Here is a 15,940-nt window from a genome sequence, read left to right on the forward strand (position 1 = left end):
GACCAGGGGCCGAAAAGAGCTGTTGGCGTTCCTGATCACCGAATGGGGCGAGGCTGAGCTCGGCCCAGCCCGCCCGCCGGGCGGCTCTTCTTTGTGTCGGGTGGTTCCCCCGATACGGGCGCGTGAGGATCACGCCCCACCCCCGGCTTCAACGAGCGGCCAAGGGATCCCGGCCCCCGCGCGGCTCATGACCGCGCGCGAGCCCGGGAAGTCACTTCGCGAGCAACGAGCGAAGAACGTACTGCATGATCCCGCCGTGCCGGTAGTAGTCGGCCTCGCCCGGCGTGTCGATGCGCACCACAGCGTCGAACTCGACCTCGCCGGCCTTGACGTGGACCGTGCTCGGGATGCCGCCGGAGTTGAGCTCCTCGACACCCGTGATGTCGAAGGTCTCCTCGCCGGTCAGCCCGAGCGACTCCGCCGTGGCGCCCTCGGGGAACTGCAGCGGGAGCACGCCCATGCCGATCAGGTTGGAGCGGTGGATGCGCTCGTACGACTCGGCGATGACCGCGCGCACGCCCAGCAGCGCCGTGCCCTTGGCCGCCCAGTCGCGCGAGGAGCCGGAGCCGTACTCCTTGCCCGCCAGCACCACCAGCGGCGTCTCGGCCGCGGCGTAGTTGACCGAGGCGTCGTAGATGAACGACACCGGCCCGTCGGGCTGGGTGAAGTCGCGGGTGTAGCCGCCCTCGGTGCCCGGCGCGATCTGGTTGCGCAGGCGGATGTTGGCGAACGTGCCCCGGATCATCACCTCGTGGTTGCCGCGCCGCGAGCCGTAGGAGTTGAAGTCCTTCACCTCGACCCCGTTGGCCTGCAGATATTGCGCGGCCGGGGTGCCGGTCTTGATGGAGCCGGCCGGCGAGATGTGGTCGGTGGTGACCGAGTCGCCGACCTTGACCAGCACGCGGGCGCCGGCGATGTCGGTGACGGGCTCCGGCTTCGACGGCATGCCGTCGAAGTAGGGGGCCTTGCGCACGTAGGTCGAGGACGGGTCCCACTCGAACGTGTCGCCGGTCGGGATCGGCAGCGAGCGCCAGTGGTCGTCGCCCTTGAACACGTCGGCGTAGTCGCGCTCGAACATGTCACGGCCGATGGAGGAGTTGACCACCGCGGAGATCTCCTCCGGCGACGGCCAGATGTCCCTCAGGTAGACGGGCTTGCCGTCGTTGCCCAGGCCCAGCGGCTCGGTGTCGAGGTCGACGTCCATGGTCCCGGCCAGCGCGTACGCCACCACGAGCGGCGGCGAGGCCAGGTAGTTCATCTTGACGTCGGGGTTGATGCGGCCCTCGAAGTTGCGGTTGCCCGACAGCACGGCCGTGACCGCGAGGTCGTTGGCCTGCACGGCCTCGGAGATCTCGGGCGGCAGCGGGCCCGAGTTTCCGATGCAGGTGGTGCAGCCGTAGCCGACGAGGTTGAAGCCGATCTTGTCGAGGTACGGCTGGAGCCCCGAGCGCTCGAAGTAGCCTGTGACGACCTGCGAGCCGGGGGCCAGCGAGGTCTTGACCCACGGCTTGCGGGTCAGGCCCTTCTCGACGGCGTTGCGGGCCAGCAGCGCCGCGCCGAGCATGACGTACGGGTTGGAGGTGTTGGTGCACGAGGTGATCGCGGCGATCGAGACGATGCCGTGGTCGATCTCGAACGAGGTGCCGTCGGCCAGCGTGACCGCCACCGGCTTGTGCGGCCGGCCGCCGTTGGCGCGGGCGTTGGAGGCGGGCGCGTCGGAGGCCGGGAAGGTCTCCTGGCCCGCCTCGTCGACGCCGTCCTCGACGTAGTTCTGGACGTCGTGGCGCCAGGTGGCCTTGGCGGCCGACAGCGCGATGCGGTCCTGCGGGCGCTTGGGGCCGGCGATGGACGGCACGACGGTGCCGAGGTCGAGCTCGATGTACTCGGAGAAGACCGGCTCGGGCGCGGACGGGTCGAGCCAGAGGCCCTGGGTCTTGGCGTACGCCTCGACGAGCGCGATCTGCTCCTCGGAGCGGCCGGTCAGGCGCAGGTAGTCGACGGTCTGGCCGTCGATCGGGAAGATCGCGCAGGTGGAGCCGAACTCGGGGCTCATGTTGCCGATCGTGGCCCGGTCGGCCAGCGGCACGGACGAGACGCCCTCGCCGTAGAACTCCACGAACTTGCCGACGACGCCGTGCTTGCGCAGGATCTCGGTGATCGTGAGCACCAGGTCGGTGGCGGTGGCCCCGGCGGGCAGCTTGCCGTTGAGCTTGAAGCCGACCACGCGCGGGATGAGCATGGAGATCGGCTGGCCGAGCATCGCGGCCTCGGCCTCGATGCCGCCGACGCCCCAGCCCAGGACGCCGATGCCGTTCTCCATGGTGGTGTGGGAGTCGGTGCCGACGCAGGTGTCGGGGTACGCCTTGCCGTCGCGGATCATCACCACGCGGGCCAGGTGCTCGATGTTGACCTGGTGGACGATGCCGGTGCCGGGCGGGACGACCTTGAACTCGTCGAAGGCCGTCTGGCCCCAGCGCAGGAACTGGTAGCGCTCGCGGTTGCGCTCGTACTCGCGCTCGACGTTGCGCTGGAAGGCGTCGGGGTGGCCGAAGAAGTCGACGATGACCGAGTGGTCGATGACCATCTCGGCCGGCGCGAGCGGGTTGATGCGGGCCGCGTCGCCGCCGAGGTCACGCACGGCCTCGCGCATGGTGGCCAGGTCGACCACGCAGGGGACGCCGGTGAAGTCCTGCATGATGACGCGCGCGGGCGTGAACTGGATCTCCACGCTCGGCGCCGCCTTCGGGTCCCAGCCACCCAGCGCCCGGATGTGGTCGGCGGTGATGTTCGCGCCGTCCTCGGTGCGGAGGAGGTTTTCCAGCAGGATCTTCAGGCTGTACGGGAGGCGTGCGGCGCCCTCGACGGCATCCAGCCGGAAAATCTCGTACGACGCGTCGCCGACGCGTAGCGTGTCACGGCTGCCGAAGCTGTTCGCGGACACGGTGATTCGCCTCCTCCATCAGACTTTTTCCTCAGACCAAATCCTGCCGCACTCTTCGCACGACCAGCACGTTAGGTGACCCTAACTGGCGAGCTCCGCGGCGGATGTCTCGACGTCAAGATATCCCTAGGTTATCTCGACATCAAGTTAACCGGGTGCCAGCCGCCAGAACAGCAGGCCGACGATGGCCACCGACAGGATCGGCGCGAGGATCTTCTGCTCGAACGTCTTGCCGGTCTTGATGCCGATCTTCCACGGCAGCACGAACTTGGCCCCCAGCGGCCACAGCACCGGACAGCCCCGTTCGGTCATGCAGTCGCCGACGACATGGATGAGGCACCCGATCGCCACCGCGAGCCCCAGCCAGGCGTAGCCCACGCCGAGCGAGAGGAAGACGGCGTAAAGCCCGGCGGTCAGCCCGATGTTGATCATCGCGGAACCCGCCTTGTTGCCGGGGATCCCGACGCCGATCGCCCGCAGGGCCAGGCCGATGAGCAGCACGACCATGATGTCGCGCCCGATGGGATAGGTGTTGGCCAGCCAGTGGGCCCCGAATCCGAGCGCCGCCGCGAACACCAGCGAGTGGGTCGCGCCGCGGTGGCCGCCGCTGATCCAGCACACGGCCTTGCTGAGCGCCCACGTGACCGGCCCGAACGTCTGCGCGATCGTCGCGCTCGGATGGTCGAGGTCGGGCAGCATCGCGGCGCCCGCGCAGATGAGGGCACCGGCGATCAGCTCCGCCGGGCTGAGCGCGGTGGCCATGATTCCCGTCTCGACGAACCGGGACGACTCGTTCAGCAACGGAAGTGCGGCGAGGGGCGGCGCCAGCCCCAGCCAGGCGATGGCCCCGGTCATCGCGTGCGTGTGCCCCATCATGATCCGGACTGTACGGCAAAGAAGTCCTTTACGCGCCGAGACCCGCCTGGCGGGGCCTTCACGATGGCCTGGGGCCGATCCGCGACGCGTTACTTGGCGAAAATATGGGGATACGTGGTCACGCACGGTCTTCGCGGCCGGCCTGCTCGCCGACCCGCTCCCCCGCGCACGCGAGCGGGAAGGAGCTGGGTGCGCGGTCCCGAAAAGTCCCCGCAAACGCAGACGAGGCCGTCTCCGCGGCGACAGCACCCCCCAGCCCTGCCGACGCGGAACGACCTCGTCTGCTCTAGATAACGAGCCTTTCCTCAATCCTGTTCCCGGATTCCGCAACTTTTTCGTGATCTGGCTCACTCCCGCACCGGCCTTGCTAACGACACACTATCGATATATCGTTGACGCATCGAGAACAGATCACGATATAGGGGGAGAAATGGATTCCGCACAGGCAGCAGGCGGGCACTGGCCCGGCGCGCACGAGTACCGGCAGGCGGCCCGTGAGGCCAAGCAGGCCGCCCGCGAGGCGTTCAGGGCCGTTTCCGAGGCCTTCGACGACATGGGTGGCCGCCGCCACCATCACGAGCACCGCCAGCGCGGCAGGCGTGGCGGCCCCGGCGGGCCGTTCCCGTTCGACTGGGGGCGCGGCCCCTGGGGCGGCCCCGGCGGGCCGTGGGGCGGCCAGCGGGGCTGGGGCGGCCGGGGCCGCAAGGCCAAGCGGGGCGACGTCCGCGCCGCGATCCTGGCCCTGCTCTCGGAGGAGCCGCGCAACGGCTACCAGATCATCCAGGAGATCGCCGAGCGCAGCGAGGGCGGCTGGAAGCCCAGCCCCGGCGCCGTCTACCCGGCGCTGCAGCAGCTCACCGACGAGGGCCTGGTGATCTCGGAGGAGAGCGAGGGCCGCAAGACCTTCCGCCTCACCGAGGCGGGGCGCAACTACATCGAGTCGCACGCGGACGAGGTCCGGGCCCCGTGGGACGAGATGCGCCCCGACATCGACGACAACACCGCCGATCTCTGGCACATCGCCCGGCAGTCGGCCTTCGCCATGATGCAGGTTTTGCAGACCGGGAACGACGCACAAATCCGAGAAGCGCGTAAGACTCTTATAGAGACCCGGCGCAAGCTCTACCAGATCCTGGCGGACGACGAACCGGGCGAGGAGTGAGCGCGAGCTTCCGGAAGGATTCGGGATCAGGTATGGACTCGCACGACCTTCGCATCGGCGACGCCGAGCGTGAGCAGACGATGGCCGTCCTGCGCGAGCACTTCGCGCAGGGCCGCCTGACCCACGAGGAGCTCGACGAGCGACTCGACCAGACGCTGGCCTCGAAGACGGCCCGTGACCTGGCAAAGGTGACGGCCGACCTGCCGGGGCCGCAGCCCGCGCCCGGCTACCGCGAGCCCGCACCCCACTACGACCCCCACTACGACCCCCACCATGACATGGACGGCTGGCGGGAGGCGATGTCGGCGCACCGCCGGCAGATGCAGTCCATGCACCAGGCCCACCATGACATGCGCCACTCCATGCACCAGGCCCGCCGGGATATGCGCCGTCAGTGGCGCGAGCAGGGCGGCAACCACCCGTGGCGGCGCCATCGCGGGCCGCATCCGTTCATGGGCGTGCTGTTCGTGTTCCTGCTGCTGGGGCTGATCTTCGGCGGCTTCGGGATCTTCAAGGTGCTCTTCGTGGTGTGGCTGGGAGCCATGGTGTTCAGCCTCATCCACCGGCGCTTCCACTACCGGCGCTGACGGTCCGCCCGGATCGTTTTGGGCCTTGACCCTGTCAGGGGCTCATTTCATGATCAGGGCGGATCTTCAGAGTCGAAGGGACGCCGCATGACCCAGCAGGGCGCTCCGGCCCGCCGCACGAACCCGTTCGCCGCCGTCGCCCCGGCCGACGGCCTCGCCCTGGACGTGCCGGAGTACCAAACCGGTTTCGACCGCGACCACGCGATCTGCCCCGAGCCGATGTGGAAGCTGGAGCGCGCCCAGCACTTCTACGAGCCGGACGTGGCGAGCTGGCGGGCCATGATGGACGGCGACTGGGAGCGTTCGCTGGCCCTGACCGCGCACATGGCGGCGACCGTGGCCGACTATTTCCGGCACCGCGTCCCGGTCAAGCGGGTGCGGGTCGTCGAGTTCCCGATCACCTCGTACCTGCAGTGGGAGATGCACATCCTGGCCTTACGCGCCAGGGCCGGCTCCCCGTGCCGGGTGGTGCCGGCCGAGCGGGTGGCGGGGCTCGACCCGATGCCGGAGCTGGTGATCTTCTCTCCGTCCCTGATGTACGAAGTGCTGTACGACCGGTACGGCGGGTGCATGGGCGGGCGGCGGATCACCGATCCCGCCGTCGTGGGGCCGTGCCTGCGGACGGTCCAGGAGCTGTTCGCCGAGGGGGAGAACGTGCTCGACTTCCACGAGCGGGAGATCGTGCCGCTGCCGCCGCCGCAGGTCACCGACGAGATGCGGGCCGCGCTGCCCGCCTACGCGCACCGTACCGAGGAGTTCCGGGTCTGAGCGCCCCCTTCACATTCCTCAGCAGGCCGGGAGCCGGGCGCACGCCACGAGGTGGCCGGGTTCGGCCTCCAGCAGCGCTCCCGTGCCGCCGCGCTCGTGGTAGAGGCAGGTTTCCACGGGCGTGGCGTCGTCCCAGGCCTGGTGCAGGCGCGGCACGGCGGACAGCAGCTCGCGGGTGTACGGGTGCAGCGGATCGCCGAAGACCTTGTCCGTCAGCCCCATCTCGACCACGCTCCCCTGGCGCAGCACCACCGTGCGCTCGGCGAGGTAGTTGCCGAGCGAGAGGTCGTGCGTGATGTAGAGCACGCCGAGGCCGCGGGTCTTCAGCTCGGCGAGCAGGTTGAGCACGTCGATGCGGGTGGAGGCGTCCAGCATGCTGGTGATCTCGTCGGCCACCAGCAGCTTGATGTCGAGCAGCAGCGCGCGGGCGATGAGCAGGCGCTGGAGCTGGCCGCCGCTGAGCTGGTGCGGATACTTGCCGAGCACCTGGTCGGGGTTGAGCCGCACGTCGCGCAGGCACGCCGCGACCCGTCCGGCCCACTCGGCCGCCGGGACGGACGGGTGGTACGCCTCCTTGACCAGGTCGAACACCCGGTCGGCCTTGAACACCGGGTTGAACGAGCTGAACGGGTCCTGGAAGATGCCCTGGATGTGGCGGTAGTACTCCTTGCCGCCGCGCACGGGCCGCCCGTCGAAGGTGATCGTGCCGCTGGTGACCGGGTTCAGGCCGAGGATCATCCGGCCGATCGTGCTCTTGCCGCTGCCGCTCTCCCCGATGAGGGAGACGACCTCGCCGGGCACGACCTCGAAGCTCACGTTCCGTACGGCCGCGACACTCTTGCCGCCGAACGCGCCGATCCTGAATTCCTTGGTGACGTCGTCGAGTTTCAGCATCAGGCCTTCCAGCAGGCGACGTGATGGTCGGAGGCGAGCTCGACCACGGGCGGTTCCTCGGCGCACTCGTCCCCCGCGATCGGGCAGCGGTCGCGGAAGCGGCAGCCGGCGGGCGGGTCCAGCAGCGACGGCGGGCTGCCGGCGATGCCCTCCAGCCTGCGGTCGGCGTAGCGGACCCCGACCTCGGGCAGGGAGTCGAGCAGCAGCTTCGTGTACGGGTGGCGGGGTGCCTTGACGATCACGTCGGCGGGCGCCTTCTCGGCCAGCTTGCCCGCGTACATGACCATGATCGTGTCGGCGATGTGGTGGGTGAGCGCGATGTCGTGGGTGACGAAGATCATGCTCTTGACGTAGCCGCTCTCGCGGAAGCCGAGCAGCGCGCGGGCGACGGCCTTCTGGGTGGAGACGTCGAGCGCGGAGGTGACCTCGTCGGCGATCAGCAGGGACGGGTCGAGCAGCGTCGAGATGACCATCACCATGCGCTGCTTCATGCCGCCGGACAGCTCGATCGGGTAGCGGTCGAGCACCTCGCGGGGCAGGCCGACCTGGTCCATCCGGCGTTCCAGCTCGGCCGCGTCCACCTCCGCGCCCCTCGACCGGAGCAGCTCGCCGACCATCCTGCGGATCTTGCGGGTGGGGTTGAGCGCGCTCATGGCGTACTGCGGGATGAGGGAGACCTCCTTGAAGCGGAAGTCGTTCATCCCGCGGTCGTCGGCGATGGGCAGCTCCCGGCCGTCGAGCACGACCCGGCCGCCGACGTGGCGCATGCGGCCGTCCATGCGGATGAGGCTCTTGCCCAGCGTGCTCTTGCCGCAGCCGGACTCGCCGACCAGGCCGAGGATCTCGCCGTCCGACAGCTCGAAGGACATGCCGTCGAGGGCGCGGACCTCGCCCCTGAGCGTGCGGTAGTGCACCCTCAGCTCGCTGACCTGCAGGCTCATGTCTCCCTCAGTTTCGGGTTGAAGACCTCGTCGAGGCCGACGTTGGCCACGTACAGGGCACCCACGATGGCGGTGATGGCCGCGCCCGGCGGCACGAACCACCACCACATGCCGAGCTGGAGCGCGCTCCACTGGTTGGCGTTCTGCAGCATCAGGCCGAGCGAGACCCCCTCGGTCGGGCCGAGGCCGATGAAGTCGAGCGAGGAGGCGATGAGGATCGAGCCGCCGAACAGCAGGATGAACGTCATGAACAGGTAGGAGCTCATGTTCGGCGCGATCTCCCTGGTGATGATCTTCCAGGTGCTCGCGCCGCTCATCCTGGCCAGGTCCACGAACTCCCTCGTACGCAGCGAGAACGTCTGCGCCCTGATCGCCCGCGCCGCCCACGGCCACTGCGTCAGGCCGATGAACAGGCCCTGCACGGCCACGCTCCTGATCCCCAGGTACGCGTTGATGATCAGCAGCACGGCCAGGGTCGGGATGACGAGGATGACGTTGGTCAGCATGTTGAGCACCTCGTCGACGATGCCGCCGCGGTAGCCGGCCACGAACCCGACGAGCATGCCGATGGCCGCCGCGATGCCGCCGCCGACCACGCCCACGGCGAAGGTGCTGCGCAGGCCGTGCACGAACTGCAGGAAGATGTCCTGGCCGAACGTGGTGGTGCCGAGCCAGTGCCCGGCCGAGGGCGGGCTCATGGGCTGGGGGCCGTACTCGTTGGGCGTGCCGCCGGTCAGCACCGGCCCGATCAGGCCGAGCAGGAGCAGCGCCAGCACGAGGCCGAAGCCGAACATCAGCTTGCCGTTGCGCACGGCGAAGTAGAGCGCCTCGCGCCGGACCCCGGCGCGCTCGCGCGGGGCGACTTCCTGGAGTGCCGTCATGCCCGCGCACCCGCCATTCCCGCCCTGGTACGCGGATCGACCACGACGTAGACGATGTCGATGATGAAGTTGGCGATCAGCACGCCGAGCACGATGAACAGGAACGTGCCCTGGAGCAGGAAGAAGTCCTTGTTCTTGATGGCGTTGAGAATCAGGCTGCCCAGGCCCGGGTAGGCGAAGACGATCTCGGTGACCAGGGCTCCGGCCACGATCACGCCGAGTTGCAGGGCCAGGCCGGTGATCTGGGGCAGGACGGCGTTGCGGAAGGCGTACCTGCGGATGAGCCTGGCCGGCGCGCCGAGCGCGGCCAGGTAGTTGGAGTAGTCGGACTCCAGCTCATAGATGATCATGTTGCGCATGCCGATGGCCCAGCCGCCCAGCGCCACCAGGAACAGCGACAGGAACGGCAGTGTCCAGTGGTGCAGCAGGTCGAGCAGGAACGCCCACGACCAGTTGGGCCGCATCGAGAAGCTGTAGCCGCCGGCCACCGGGAACAGTCCGGCGATCACGCCGAGCGCCCAGGCCAGGAGCACGGCCAGCCACATGTACGGCATCGCGGTCAGGACGTACCCGACCGGGAGCACGGTGTTGTCGAGCAGCTTGCGCCGGGCCGCGTACGCGCCGAACCAGTTGCCCACCACCCAGCTCAGCAGCACCGACGGGACGATCAGCGCCAGCGTGTACGGCACCGCGCTCATGATCACGGAGCTGACGGGGGAAGGGAACAGCCAGATGCTGATCCCGAAGTCGCCCCTGAACAGCGCGGCCCAGAAGTTGAGGTACTGCGTGATCAGCGGCTGGTCGAAGCCGAAGAGGTTGCTGTAGTAGACCCGCATCGCCTCCGCGGCGGCGGGCTGGGTGACGTTGGCCCTGGCCACCATGCTCGCCACCGGGTCGCCGGGCATGAAACGCGGGATCAGCCAGTTGACGGTGACAGCGACGAAGAAGGTCAGCCCGTATATGAGCAGTTTTCTGCCGAAATATCGACGCACGTGATGCTTTCTCCGTGAGAGCCGTGAAAGTCCCCCGCTCCTGCGGGAGCGGGGGACGATGGGGTCAGGAGCCGGAGGGCTGGAGCTGCGTGAGGGTCTCGAAACCACCCAGTTCGAGCCAGTTGTGCCACATCACGGCCGGGGTCTTGGGCGTGCTGCCCGCCGCGGCCGGCCAGTTCTTCCAGACCTGGTTGCTCGACTGCGCCCAGAGGCCGTTGTACCAGAGCGGGATCACCGGCAGGTCGTCCAGGTGGATCTGCTGGAGCTGGGAGATGATCTTCTTCATGCCCTCGACGTCGTCGGTCTTGACCTGGTCGAGCTGCTTGGTCAGGTCCCAGGCCCGCTTGTTCTCGTAGCGGGCGAAGTTGACGGTGTTCTGCTGTTTCTGGATCGGGAGCTGGAAGAGGTACTCGTAGTAGGTGTACGGCGAGTTGGACAGCTGCCGCTCGTTGTTGATCAGCAGGTCGAAGTCGCCCTTGGCGCGCTTCTCCACCAGGGCGTTGAAGTCGGGGAAGTCCGGGGTGATCTGGATCCCGGCGGTCTTGGCGCTGGCGGCGATGGACCTGGCCGACTCCATCCAGTCCGTCCAGCCGGACGGCACGATGATGGTCAGGCTGATCTTGGAGCCGTCCTTGTTCTCGACGTACCCGTCGCCGTCGGTGTCCTTGTAACCGGCGTCGGCCAGCGCCTTCTTCGCCTTGGCCGCGTCGAAGGCGAACCCGGATTCGGCCACCACGTTCTGGTCGACGTACTGCTCCCACTGCGGCAGCAGGCCGGTCGGGCTGGCGGCCTTGACGAGGTTGCCGTACACGCCTTCGACGATCTTCTTGACGTCGATCGAGGCGGCGAGCGCCTTGCGGAAGGCGGGGTCGTCCATCGGCTTCTTGGTGGTGTTGGGCACCAGCCACGCGGTGTTGGCCGACAACATGTACGGCGGCTCGCTGTAGTAGGTCGTCAGGCCGAAGTTGCCCTTGACCAGGTTGGCCACGCCGGGCAGGAAGTTGTTGCTCAGGTCCATGCCCTTCTGCAGCAGCAGGCCCATCGCGACCTCGTTGCTCGGGGTGGCGATGTCGACGATGTAGCGGGGCTTGGGCTCCATGTTCAGCGCGGCTTTGCCCCACCAGTCGTCGCGCCGCTGCAGCACGACGCGGTCCTGGTCCTTGGCCATGAACGTGTATGCGCCCGTGCCCACCGGGTTCTCGTTGATCCCGTCGAGCACGTCCTTCTCCGAGCGGCCCTTCCAGATGTGCTCGGGGACGATCGACCGGCTGTACAGGTTGAAGTCCCACTGCTGGTAGTTGGCCGTGGAGAAGCTGAACTTCACCGTCTGGTCGTCGACCGCCTCGACGCTCTTCAGCCAGGTCCACAGGTTGTGGTACGGGATCGTCTCCATCTTGCCGAGCTCGAAGGAGTACGCCACGTCCTTGGCCGTCAGAGGCTGGCCGTCGGCCCACTTGACGCCCTGGCGGAGCTTGACCTGGTACGTCTTGTCGTCGGCCCACGAGCCGCTCTCGGCCAGCCAGGGGGTCAGCTTGCCGGCGGTCGCGTCATAGTGGAACAGCGTCTCGTACACCAGGCCCTTGGTGCCCGTGGCGTGGTCCCATTCCCTGATGGGGTTGAAGTTGACGGGCGGCCCCCACTGGGTGCCGGTCGTGTAGAGGGTCTCGTTGCGCGGCAGCGAGTCGGGGTTGGCGCTCGCCACCGCGCCCTGGCTCTGCGGCTGGGAGGCCGGTGGGGTCGGCGTGGCTCCGCCGCCGGTGCAGGCCGCGGCGAGCAGGCCCGCCGCCACGAGCGGAATCATGATCCGAGCCCGGTTTCGCATCGCTTCTCTCCTTCCTCCGCGCGGGGCGCGAAGGTTCGCACGTCTTCCATCGACCCCCGATGGGCCGGCTTGCTCTCGAACGGGCGGCGGGAGCTCCCACCTGGGAGCGCTCCCAGCAAGGACGCAGAACGCGCCCCCGCCCTGGAGACCGGTGAGCGATTCACTGAGGAGTAGTCACAGGCCGTGAGGGCCTGCTGAACCGGATAAGTACCGCGAACGTAAGTTCACGATGTCCGTGCCGTCAATACCCGTGACTCTTTCGAGACGCGCCCCGCAAACGCTCTCACCGGTTGACCTCGACCGCGATTGAGGTTGCACGGTGGAGCGCATGAACAGCTTCACGATCGGCGTCATCCTGCCGGGAGTCTCCGTGCAGCGGCGCGACGGCATCGACCTGCCGGCCGCCGCGCGGCACGCCGAGGACGCCGGGCTGGACGGCGTGTGGCACGGCGACCACCTGGCCATCGGCGGGCCGACCCTGGACGGGCCCATCGCCCTGGCCGCCGCCGCGGCGGGCACCCGGCGGATCAAGGTGGGGATGAGCGTGTTCGTCCCCGCCATCCGGCCCCTCGCGTGGGCCGCCAAGCAGATCGCGACCCTGCAGCACGTCACCCGCGACCGCCTCGTCCTGGGGTGGGCTCGGGCGGCGGTCCCGGGCAGTGGGCCGCGGCGGGGGCGCCCTACCGCTCGCGCGGCCGGCGTACCGACACGGCCCTGGAACTGCTGCCCCGGCTGCTGGCGGGCGAGGAGACGCGGCTGCGGGACGAGCCCGGCGAGCCGCCCGTACGGCTGGCGCCCGCCGCCACGATGCCGCCGGTGTGGGTCGGCAACGCGTCCGAGGCGGCGATCCGGCGGGCGGCGCTGCTCGGCGACGGCTGGTTCCCGTCCCTGATCCCGCCCCGGGAGGTGGCCGAGGGCCGGGCCCGGCTCGCGGAGCTGGCCGCGGGCCGGGGCCGTCCCGTACCGGTCGTCGCGATCGGCGGCACGGCGGCCCTGGGGAGCGGCCACGGAGTCCCGTCGCGGGAGGAGATCGCGTCAGGCGTCGCCGCCGCCTACGGCCGCCCCTTGGAGGAGGTCCTGCCGATCCCGCTCACCGGCCCGCCGGAGCGAGCCGCCGAGGCGCTCGCCGCCTACCGCGACGCCGGGGCGGGCCACGCGGTCATCGGCATAGCGGGCGGCGACTGGCGTACCCAGGTGGACCTGCTGGCGAAGGTGCGCGACCTGCTGCGGTGAGGTCCCCGGCCGGGTTCAGAGCCAGCCCATGCGCTGGGCCGTGCGGATGGCCTCCAGGCGGTTCTGGGCGTTGAGCTTGGTCATCGCGCTCGACAGGTAGTTGCGTACGGTGCCCTCGGTCAGGTGCAGCTCGGCCGCGATCCGCGAGATCGTGGCCCCGTCGCCGGCCAGCCGCAGCGCGTCGCGCTCGCGCTCGGTCAGCGGGCTGTCGCCGGCGGCCATCGCGGCGGCGGCCAGCTCGGCGTCGAGATAGCGGCCGCCCGCCTGGACCTTCCGGATCGCCATGGCCAGCTCCTCGGCCGAGGCGTCCTTGCCGAGGAAGCCGCTCACCCCCGCCGCCATCGCCCTGCGCAGGTAGCCGGGGCGGCCCAGGCTCGTCAGGATGACGATCTTGCACTGCGCGCTGATCTGCTCGGCCGCGCTGAGGCCGTCCATGCCGGGCATCTCGATGTCGAGCACGGCCACGTCGGGCCGGTGCTCGGCCACGGCGGCCACGACCTCGTCACCCCTGCCCACCTGGGCGACGACCTCGATGCCCTCCTCCAGGTCCAGCAGGGCCGCGATGGCGCCCCGGATCAGGTGCTCGTCGTCGGCCAGTAACACCCTGGTCGTCATGCCGGCACCGCCGCCCGCAGCAGGTAGCCGCCCTCGTGCGTCGGCGCGGCCTCCAGGGTGCCGCCGACCGCGCGTACGCGCTGGGCCAGCCCCGCCAGGCCGTTCGGCGCGTGCTCGCCCGCCGGTCCGCTCACCCCGTCGTTGGACATCTCCAGCACTCCATCCTCGATCGTGATCGTGCAGCGTCCGGCCGTGCTGTGCTTGAGCACGTTGGTGGTCCCCTCGCGCACGACCGTGGCCAGCAGCGTGCGGGTCTCCGGCGGCAGCGAGCCCGTCTCGGCGTGCACGGTGCATCGTACGTCCGCCGCCTCCAGCACGGCCCGCACGCTGGCGAGCATCTCGTCCAGGTCGACGGCCCGGTAGCTCTGCACGACGGAGCGCACCTCGCGCAGCGACCGCCGGGCCAGGTCGCGGACCGCGAACATCTCCTCGGCCGCCGCCGCCGGGTCGACCGGCAGCGTGCGCGACGCGCCCTCGGTGCGGGCCGCGATGTCGGTGAGGCTCTGCCCGAGCAGGTCGTTGAGGTCGCGGGCGAAGCGCAGGCGCTCCTCCGAGACCGCCAGCCTGGCCTGCGCCTCCTGCCCCTCGTACGCCTCCTTGGCCACCCGCCAGAGCCACAGGTTCGTCAGCACGCCGACCACGCTCACGGCGGTGAACACCGACTGCACCAGGAGCGTGCCCCAGATGGGCACGCCCTGCAGCGCCACGTACAGGTTGAAGAGCACGACGGACAGGACCGACAGGATCACGATGGTGCGCCTGCGCACGAAGGGCCCCAGCATGCCCAGCCACGTCGGGATGGCCCACATGAAGAAGGCGACGGACATGACCAGGATGATCACACCGGTCACCGCCAGGATCGCGGTGGGCCGCCTGCCGCCCCTCATGGCCACCCGGTGCGGCCGCGTCGCGAGCACGTTGAAGACCACCAGCAGGGCGACACCGGCCAGGACCACCGGCCACGGCATGCCCATCTGCCAGCGGACATAGAGGTCGTAATAGCCGAAGAAGGAGAACAGGTTGATGAAGTCGGTCGAGTAGACGATCACCCAGCGGATCTTGTCCAGCTTCGTCGCGCGGCGTATCACGCGGGCACCGCCGCTCGCAGCAGGAACTCGCCCGCCGGGGTCGGCCGGGCGGAGAAGGAGCCGCCCGCCGTGGCCAGCCGCTCCGACAGGCCCCGCAGGCCACTGCCGGAGGCGGAGGGGTGCCCGTCCACGCCGTCGTTGATCATTTCGAGCACGCCGCCGTCGATCGTGATCGCGCAGCGGGTGGCCGCGCTGTGCTTGAGCACGTTGGTGGTGCCCTCGCGGACCGCCCAGGCCAGCAGCGTCCGGGCGGCCGGCGACAGCCCGTCGGCCCTGGCGTCGATCAGGCAGCGCGCGCCGGCCGCCTCCAACGCCACCCGCGCGCCGGCCAGCTCCTCGTCGAGGTCGAGCGTCTGGTAGCCGTGCACCGCCTGCTGCACCTCGGCCAGGGACTCGCCGGCCAGCCGGTGCACCTGGGCCATCTCGGCGTCCGCCCGCCCGGCGTCCTTGGTCGCCAGCTTGGCGGCCAGCTCGCTCTTCAGCGTGATCACCGACAGGCTGTGCCCGAGCAGGTCGTGCAGGTCACGGGCGAAGCGCAGCCGCTCCTCCGACACCGCCAGCCGGGCCTTGGCCTCCTTGCTGTCGTGGGCGTCCCTGATCGTCCACCAGATCCAGCGCCAGACCAGCATGGCCACCGTCAGCGCGACGGCGCTGAACGTCTCGGGGACGAGCACCCCGTACCACGGCTCGCCGGTCACGGCCATGACATAGCCGCCGGCCAGGCCGACCACGGCCACGCCGAGGCAGAGGGTCACGGCCCACGGCAGGTAGAGGGCGGCGACCGACAGCCACAGGACGCCGATCTCCAGCCAGGTGGGCACGTTCTCCAGCGGCTGGCGCGGGACCAGCGCCACCGCGACCGCCGCGGACAGCCCCGCGACCACCAGCTTCGGCGTGGGCCGGGGCCTGGCGTCGTAGGCGTCCCTGAGCAGGGAGGGGAAGAGGCCGAAGCAGACAAGCAGGCATGTGAGGACGGCCGCGGCGTGGAGCGTGGAGATCCGGCCGTCCGCCAGGTAGATGACGATGACCACCACGAACATGACGCCGAGGAGCATGACCGCGGCGTCCATCCAGTAGAGCAGGATCTTTCGCGCCGTCTCCGGACGCGCCGCCATCACGCCATCCCCCTGCCGCTGGAAA

Annotated in this window: 14 protein-coding genes and 1 pseudogene; 4 read left to right on the plus strand and 11 right to left on the minus strand. The window is 69.6% G+C overall.

Annotated elements, in window-relative coordinates; translation table 11 throughout:
- Positions 1–211: 211 nt before the first annotated feature.
- Together acnA and ACWEPL_RS47105 are read right to left on the minus strand one after the other, a co-directional pair.
- On the minus strand, positions 212–2,941 hold the full coding sequence (acnA, locus tag ACWEPL_RS47100; protein WP_363965889.1) for an aconitate hydratase AcnA: 2,730 nt from the start codon (positions 2,939–2,941) through the stop codon (positions 212–214).
- Between the two features lie 147 nt (positions 2,942–3,088).
- Positions 3,089–3,817 carry a metal-dependent hydrolase gene (locus ACWEPL_RS47105; protein ID WP_355194437.1) on the minus strand — a complete coding sequence of 243 codons (729 nt, stop codon included), beginning with the start codon at positions 3,815–3,817 and terminating at the stop codon, positions 3,089–3,091.
- A gap of 430 nt (positions 3,818–4,247) precedes the next feature.
- Here ACWEPL_RS47105 and ACWEPL_RS47110 point away from each other — a divergent pair, with 430 nt between their 5' ends.
- The 3 genes from ACWEPL_RS47110 to ACWEPL_RS47120 all read left to right on the plus strand — a co-directional run bounded on the left by ACWEPL_RS47110 (position 4,248) and on the right by ACWEPL_RS47120 (position 6,334).
- Positions 4,248–4,979 (plus strand): PadR family transcriptional regulator, encoded by a 732-nt coding sequence (locus tag ACWEPL_RS47110; RefSeq protein ID WP_363965891.1) that lies wholly within the window; start codon positions 4,248–4,250, stop codon positions 4,977–4,979.
- A 32-nt stretch (positions 4,980–5,011) separates the two neighbouring features.
- On the plus strand, positions 5,012–5,566 hold the full coding sequence (locus ACWEPL_RS47115; RefSeq protein WP_452440101.1) for a DUF1707 SHOCT-like domain-containing protein: 555 nt from the start codon (positions 5,012–5,014) through the stop codon (positions 5,564–5,566).
- Between the two features lie 87 nt (positions 5,567–5,653).
- Entirely contained in the window at positions 5,654–6,334 is a 681-nt protein-coding gene (locus tag ACWEPL_RS47120; RefSeq protein WP_363965895.1) for a DUF6879 family protein, read from the plus strand.
- 18 nt (positions 6,335–6,352) lie between these two features.
- On the opposite strand, the gene ACWEPL_RS47125 is transcribed toward ACWEPL_RS47120, so the two are convergent.
- The 6 genes from ACWEPL_RS47125 to ACWEPL_RS47150 form a co-directional block, all read right to left on the minus strand.
- The gene (locus ACWEPL_RS47125) at positions 6,353–7,228 is read right to left on the minus strand and encodes an ABC transporter ATP-binding protein (protein WP_452440102.1); all 876 of its coding nucleotides are present in this window, start codon (positions 7,226–7,228) and stop codon (positions 6,353–6,355) included.
- A complete protein-coding gene (locus ACWEPL_RS47130; protein ID WP_350722825.1) occupies positions 7,228–8,169 on the minus strand; it encodes an ABC transporter ATP-binding protein in 942 nt (313 codons plus the stop codon). Before ACWEPL_RS47130 ends, ACWEPL_RS47125 begins: the two co-directional genes overlap by 1 nt.
- On the minus strand, positions 8,166–9,050 hold the full coding sequence (locus ACWEPL_RS47135; RefSeq protein ID WP_185077827.1) for an ABC transporter permease: 885 nt from the start codon (positions 9,048–9,050) through the stop codon (positions 8,166–8,168). Before ACWEPL_RS47135 ends, ACWEPL_RS47130 begins: the two co-directional genes overlap by 4 nt.
- Positions 9,047–10,042, minus strand: a complete 996-nt coding sequence (locus tag ACWEPL_RS47140) for an ABC transporter permease (RefSeq protein ID WP_363965899.1) — start codon at positions 10,040–10,042, stop codon at positions 9,047–9,049. Before ACWEPL_RS47140 ends, ACWEPL_RS47135 begins: the two co-directional genes overlap by 4 nt.
- A gap of 64 nt (positions 10,043–10,106) precedes the next feature.
- Positions 10,107–11,864 (minus strand): ABC transporter substrate-binding protein, encoded by a 1,758-nt coding sequence (locus ACWEPL_RS47145; protein ID WP_452440103.1) that lies wholly within the window; start codon positions 11,862–11,864, stop codon positions 10,107–10,109.
- Between the two features lie 283 nt (positions 11,865–12,147).
- Entirely contained in the window at positions 12,148–12,312 is a 165-nt protein-coding gene (locus ACWEPL_RS47150) for a hypothetical protein (protein ID WP_452440125.1), read from the minus strand.
- On the opposite strand from ACWEPL_RS47150, the pseudogene ACWEPL_RS47155 reads away from it, so the two are divergent.
- Positions 12,304–13,097 (plus strand): annotated as a pseudogene (locus tag ACWEPL_RS47155) (LLM class flavin-dependent oxidoreductase). The gene ACWEPL_RS47150 and the pseudogene ACWEPL_RS47155 overlap by 9 nt on opposite strands.
- Positions 13,098–13,112: 15 nt before the next feature.
- Here the strand turns inward: ACWEPL_RS47155 and ACWEPL_RS47160 are convergent.
- The 3 genes from ACWEPL_RS47160 to ACWEPL_RS47170 are packed head-to-tail and all read right to left on the minus strand — an operon-like array spanning position 13,113 to position 15,915.
- Positions 13,113–13,712 carry a response regulator transcription factor gene (locus ACWEPL_RS47160; protein ID WP_192786541.1) on the minus strand — a complete coding sequence of 200 codons (600 nt, stop codon included), beginning with the start codon at positions 13,710–13,712 and terminating at the stop codon, positions 13,113–13,115.
- A complete protein-coding gene (locus tag ACWEPL_RS47165; protein ID WP_452440105.1) occupies positions 13,709–14,800 on the minus strand; it encodes a sensor histidine kinase in 1,092 nt (363 codons plus the stop codon). The genes ACWEPL_RS47160 and ACWEPL_RS47165 overlap by 4 nt, the downstream gene beginning before the upstream one ends.
- Entirely contained in the window at positions 14,797–15,915 is a 1,119-nt protein-coding gene (locus ACWEPL_RS47170; RefSeq protein WP_452440106.1) for a sensor histidine kinase, read from the minus strand. The genes ACWEPL_RS47165 and ACWEPL_RS47170 overlap by 4 nt, the downstream gene beginning before the upstream one ends.
- Positions 15,916–15,940 lie beyond the last annotated feature (25 nt).

It is taken from the genome of Nonomuraea sp. NPDC004186 (genome assembly GCF_053603495.1).